Origin of the sequence: Microbacterium sp., assembly GCF_047606385.1 — a bacterium.
Taxonomy (GTDB): domain Bacteria; phylum Actinomycetota; class Actinomycetes; order Actinomycetales; family Microbacteriaceae; genus Microbacterium.
Genome location: NZ_JASGEL010000059.1, coordinates 1 through 4,499, shown reverse-complemented (window position 1 = coordinate 4,499; position 4,499 = coordinate 1). Strand labels below are relative to the sequence as shown.

Here is a 4,499-nt window from a genome sequence, read left to right as displayed (position 1 = left end):
GGCCGCCGAGTCGGAGCTGCTGCAGACCGTCGCCGGCAGCGTGCTGCGCGGCGACGGCGCCGTGCCGGCGCTCGTCGACCGCACACGCGAGGCGTTCGGCCTCAGCGGGGTGCGGCTGATGGCGGGGGTCGCGGTGCTCGCCGCCGACGGCGAGCCGCTGGCCGGCGACGAGCACGCGAGCGTCCCGGTGGCGGAGGGGGTCGTGCTCGAGCTGCACGGCGCGGATCTGCCGGCGTCCGGGCAGCGGCTGCTGGCGGTGATCGTCGCCCAGCTGGCGGCGGCACTCGAGCACAGCGCCCTCGAGGAGGCCGCCAGCGAGATCGCGCCGCTGGCCGCCTCCGACAAGGTGCGCAGCGCCCTGCTGTCGGCCCTCAGCCACGACCTCCGGCGCCCGCTGGCCGCGGCGACCGCGGCCGTCGGCGGGCTGCGGGCCGCGGGAGGCGCACTGAGCGAGACCGACCGGGAGGAGCTGCTGGCCACCGCGGACGAGAGCCTGACGGCGCTGGCCACGCTCGTGACCGACCTGCTCGACGTCAGCCGGCTGCAGGCCGGAGTGCTCGCCGTCACGACCTTCCCGGTCGACCCGGTCGATGCGATCCTGCCGGCGCTCGACGAGCTCGACCTCGGGCCCGCGCAGGTCGAGCTCGACTTCGACCCGGCGGGGCCTGCCCTGTCGGCCGACCCGGTGCTGCTGCAGCGCGTGGTGGTCAACCTGCTGGCCAACGCCGTGCGGCACAGCCCGGCCGGCGTCCCGGTCCGCATCTCGACCAGCACCTTCGCCGACGTCGTCGAGATCCGCATCGTCGACCACGGCCCCGGCATCCCGAAGGACCGGCAGGACGACGTGTTCCTCCCGTTCCAGCGCCTCGGCGACACCGACAACACCACCGGCCTGGGCCTCGGGCTCGCGCTGTCCAAGGGCTTCGTGGAGGGGATGGGCGGCACGCTCACCCCGGAGGACACCCCGGGCGGCGGCCTGACGATGGTCGTGTCGCTGCCCGCGGCATCCGCCCCCGCGCCCCGACCCGGACCCGCCTCATGAAGCTGCTCATCGCCGACGATGACCCGCAGATCGTGCGGGCGCTGCGCATCACGCTGACGGCCAAGGGGTACGAGATCGTCACGGCCGCCGACGGCGCGCGGGCCATCGCCGCCGCGATCGACGATCACCCCGACCTGTTCCTGCTCGACCTGGGGATGCCGCGGCTCGACGGCATCGACGTCATCCACGCGATCCGCGGCTGGTCCGCGGCGCCGATCCTGGTGATCTCCGGGCGCACCGGCGCCGCGGACAAAGTGGAGGCGCTGGATGCCGGCGCCGACGACTACGTGACCAAGCCGTTCTCGATCGAGGAGCTGCTGGCGCGCATCCGTGCGCTCACCCGCCGGCTGCCGGCCCACGACGCCGATCCCGTGGTCGCGTTCGGCGACGTGTCGGTCGACCTCGCCGCGCACAGCATCACGCGCACCGCCGAGACGGGGGAGGCGTGTCAGGTGCGGCTGACCCCCACCGAGTGGCAGATGCTGGAGCTGCTGCTGCGCAACCCGGGCCGTCTGGTCACGCGCCAGACGCTGCTGGAGACGATCTGGGGCACGACCCATGTGAGCGACACCGGCTACCTGCGGCTGTACATGTCGCAGCTGCGCAAGAAGCTCGAGCGCGACCCCCGCAATCCCGCGCACCTGCTGACCGATCCGGGCATGGGGTACCGGCTCGTGCTCGAGCCCTGACCGGCGCCGTCGGAGAGGGCCGGCGCCGGGCATCCGCCGTTCTGAGGAGATTCCGCATCCTGAGGCCGGGTCGAGCAAGATGTCTCCTCAGGATGCCGGATCTCCTCAGAATCGTGTCGTCGCATCTGAGCCATCGGCGGCAGCGCGGCAGCCGATGTAGCAGGCGCGAAACACGGTGCGGCTAGCGTGGCGCGAACCCGACCCGGAGGATCGCATGCCCAGCCTGCTCGTGACCGACGCCCGCCTCATCACCGTGCCCGCCGGCACCGACGACCCCGGGTACGTCGAACGGGGCTGGCTGCTCGTCGAGGACGGCCGCATCGCCGCACTGGGCTCCGGCGACCCCGGACGCACCGCCGACGAGGTGCTCGACGTCGCCGGCGCCTTCGTCGCGCCGGGCTTCGTGTCGAGCCACTCCCACCTGTTCACGAGCGGTCTGCGCGGTCTCGGTGTGAGCGAGACGCTCTACGGCTGGTGCGACTCCATGCTCGGCTTCACCAGCGGGCTGGGCCCCGAGGACATGTACTGGTCCACCCTGCACGGCGCGCTCGACTTCCTCGCCAACGGCGTCACCACCGCATACAACTTCACCGACCCCCTGCAGGCGTGGGAGTCCATGGTCGACGGCAGGCGGGTCGGCGACGCGCCGCTGCGCGGCATCGACTATCACACGCGCCAGGCGGACGGCTGCGTGGACTCCGGCATCCGCTTCGTCGACGCGATCGGCATGGACGTCACCGCCGGCGCCGACGACGAGATCTTCGACCGGTTCGCGGCCGAGGTGGCGCACACCCGATCGCTCGACCCGGAGCTCGCGCTCGGCGCCTCGATCATGGGACAGGTGCAGTGGTCCCCCCGGCCGGAGGCGGCCGAGATCGAGGTCGAGGCGATGCGCCGGTTCGGGGTGACCAACCAGGCCCACTTCCTGGAGTCGCCCGAGGCGGTGCCGCTGCAGCAGTCGAAGTTCGCGCTCTACCGGGATGCCGGCGCCCTCGGCCCCGACATGATGTTCGGCCACTACATCCAGACCACCCCGGAGATCCTCGAGCAGACCGCCGACGGCGGGGCGTCGATGTCGTGGCAGCCGGCGTCCAACGGTCGCCTGGCATCCGGCGTCGCGCTCGTGCCGGAGATGCTCGAGCTCGGCATCCGGGTGGGGATGGGCCTGGACGACCAGGCCTGCACCGACATCTCCGACCCCTGGGGCAACATGCGTGCCGGCATCTTCATGCAGCGCGCCCGCACGAAGGACCCGCTCTCGATGACGCCGGAGCAGGTGCTGCGGCTGCACACCCTCGGCGGCGCCGAGATCCTCGGCGTCGACGATCGTGTCGGGAGCCTCGAGGTCGGGAAGTTCGCCGACTTCGTCGTCGTCGACCCGCGGATCCCCGACGTCGGACCGCTGTGGCACCCGGTGCGCAGCTACGTGCTGTCGATGAGCCTGCGCAACCTCACCCGGGTGTACGTCGGCGGCCGCCTCGTCAGCGAGCGCGGCGTCTCGACCAATCCGCTCGCCGCCGAGGCGTCGCACCGCGTCCACACCGACCTGCCGGCGCACGCCGCGCACGTCGGCCACCCGCGCTGAGGCTCCGGAGGTGTGTCATAACTCCGCCCGGGTTGCGGCTCCGGATGCCGGCAGGCCCGGAATTCCGGGGGTCCTCCCCTCTCGCCCGCACCGCCGGGCGGAGTTATGACACACCCGCCCGGCGCTCGCAGCGGTAACGGCAGGGAAACACGAACGCGAATGTTCGTGAAATCTACAACGCCTAGCGTCGAAGGGTCGGCAGCCGTCTCGTCCTCGCCGGGGCGCCGACGATCCCCTGAACCGCGTGCACCACCGGCCCCCTCTGGAGACACAGCCATGTCCGTTCTTTCCTCGCGTCGCGCCCGCGTCGCGACCTCCTTCTCGACCGTCGCCCTGGCGGCGGTGGCGCTCAGCGCCTGTTCCGGCAGCAGCTCCTCCTCGTCGTCCACAGCCGCGTCCGGCGACTACGGCGACATCACGGTCCAGCTCAGCTGGATCAAGAACGAGGAGTTCTGCGGCGAGTACTTCGCCGACAGCAACGGCTACTTCACCGGCGCGGGATTCAGCAGCGTCGACCTGGTCTCCGGGCCCTCGTCCGGCGTGTCGGAGCTGGTCTCCGGCACCGCCGACTTCGGCCTCAGCGACGCCATCTCCGTCGGCACCGCCGTCGCGAGCGAAGGCGTGTCGGTGAAGATCATCGGCACGACCTACCAGAAGAACCCGTTCGAGATCCTCTCGCTCGCCGACGGCGCCGACATCACCACGCCCGCGGACATGAAGGGCAAGAAGATCGGCGTGACGGACTCCGACCGCGCCCTGTTCGACGCCTTCCTCGCCGCCAACGGCATGAGCGAGAGTGACCTCACGGTGGTCCCCGTGCAGTACGACACCTCGCCGCTGACCAACGGCGAGATCGACGGTCGCGTGGCCTATCTCACCAACGAGTCGGTCACCGTCGCCGCGGAAGGATACGAGGTCACCGACCTGCCGTTCGCCGACAACGGCCTGCCCTTCGTGGCCGAGACCTTCGTCACGACGGACGACATGATCGCGAACCACCCGGACGAGGTGAAGGCGTTCCTGATCGCGGAGATCCAGGGCTGGTCCGACGCGGTCAACGACCCGCAGGGCTGCTCCGACCTCGCCGTGAACACGTACGGCGCGGACCTCGGCCTGGACGCGGCCACCTCCCTCGCCGGTGCCGAGGCGCAGCTGACCGACCTCGTGGTCTCCGACGAGACCG

At 71.5% G+C, this 4,499-nt stretch carries 4 protein-coding genes; all 4 read left to right on the top strand.

Going from position 1 to position 4,499, the window contains the following annotated elements:
- Positions 1-1,042 (top strand): sensor histidine kinase (locus QM626_RS05960; RefSeq protein WP_415074986.1); only part of this gene is annotated, 1,042 nt, incomplete at its 5' end.
- Positions 1,039-1,731 carry a response regulator gene (locus tag QM626_RS05955; protein WP_415074984.1) on the top strand — a complete coding sequence of 231 codons (693 nt, stop codon included), beginning with the start codon at positions 1,039-1,041 and terminating at the stop codon, positions 1,729-1,731. The genes QM626_RS05960 and QM626_RS05955, both read left to right, overlap by 4 nt.
- A 214-nt stretch (positions 1,732-1,945) precedes the next feature.
- Positions 1,946-3,316, top strand: coding sequence for an amidohydrolase family protein (locus tag QM626_RS05950; protein WP_415074982.1), 1,371 nt, complete (start codon positions 1,946-1,948; stop codon positions 3,314-3,316).
- A gap of 276 nt (positions 3,317-3,592) precedes the next feature.
- The coding region (locus QM626_RS05945; protein ID WP_415074980.1) for an ABC transporter substrate-binding protein at positions 3,593-4,499 on the top strand (907 nt) is incomplete at its 3' end.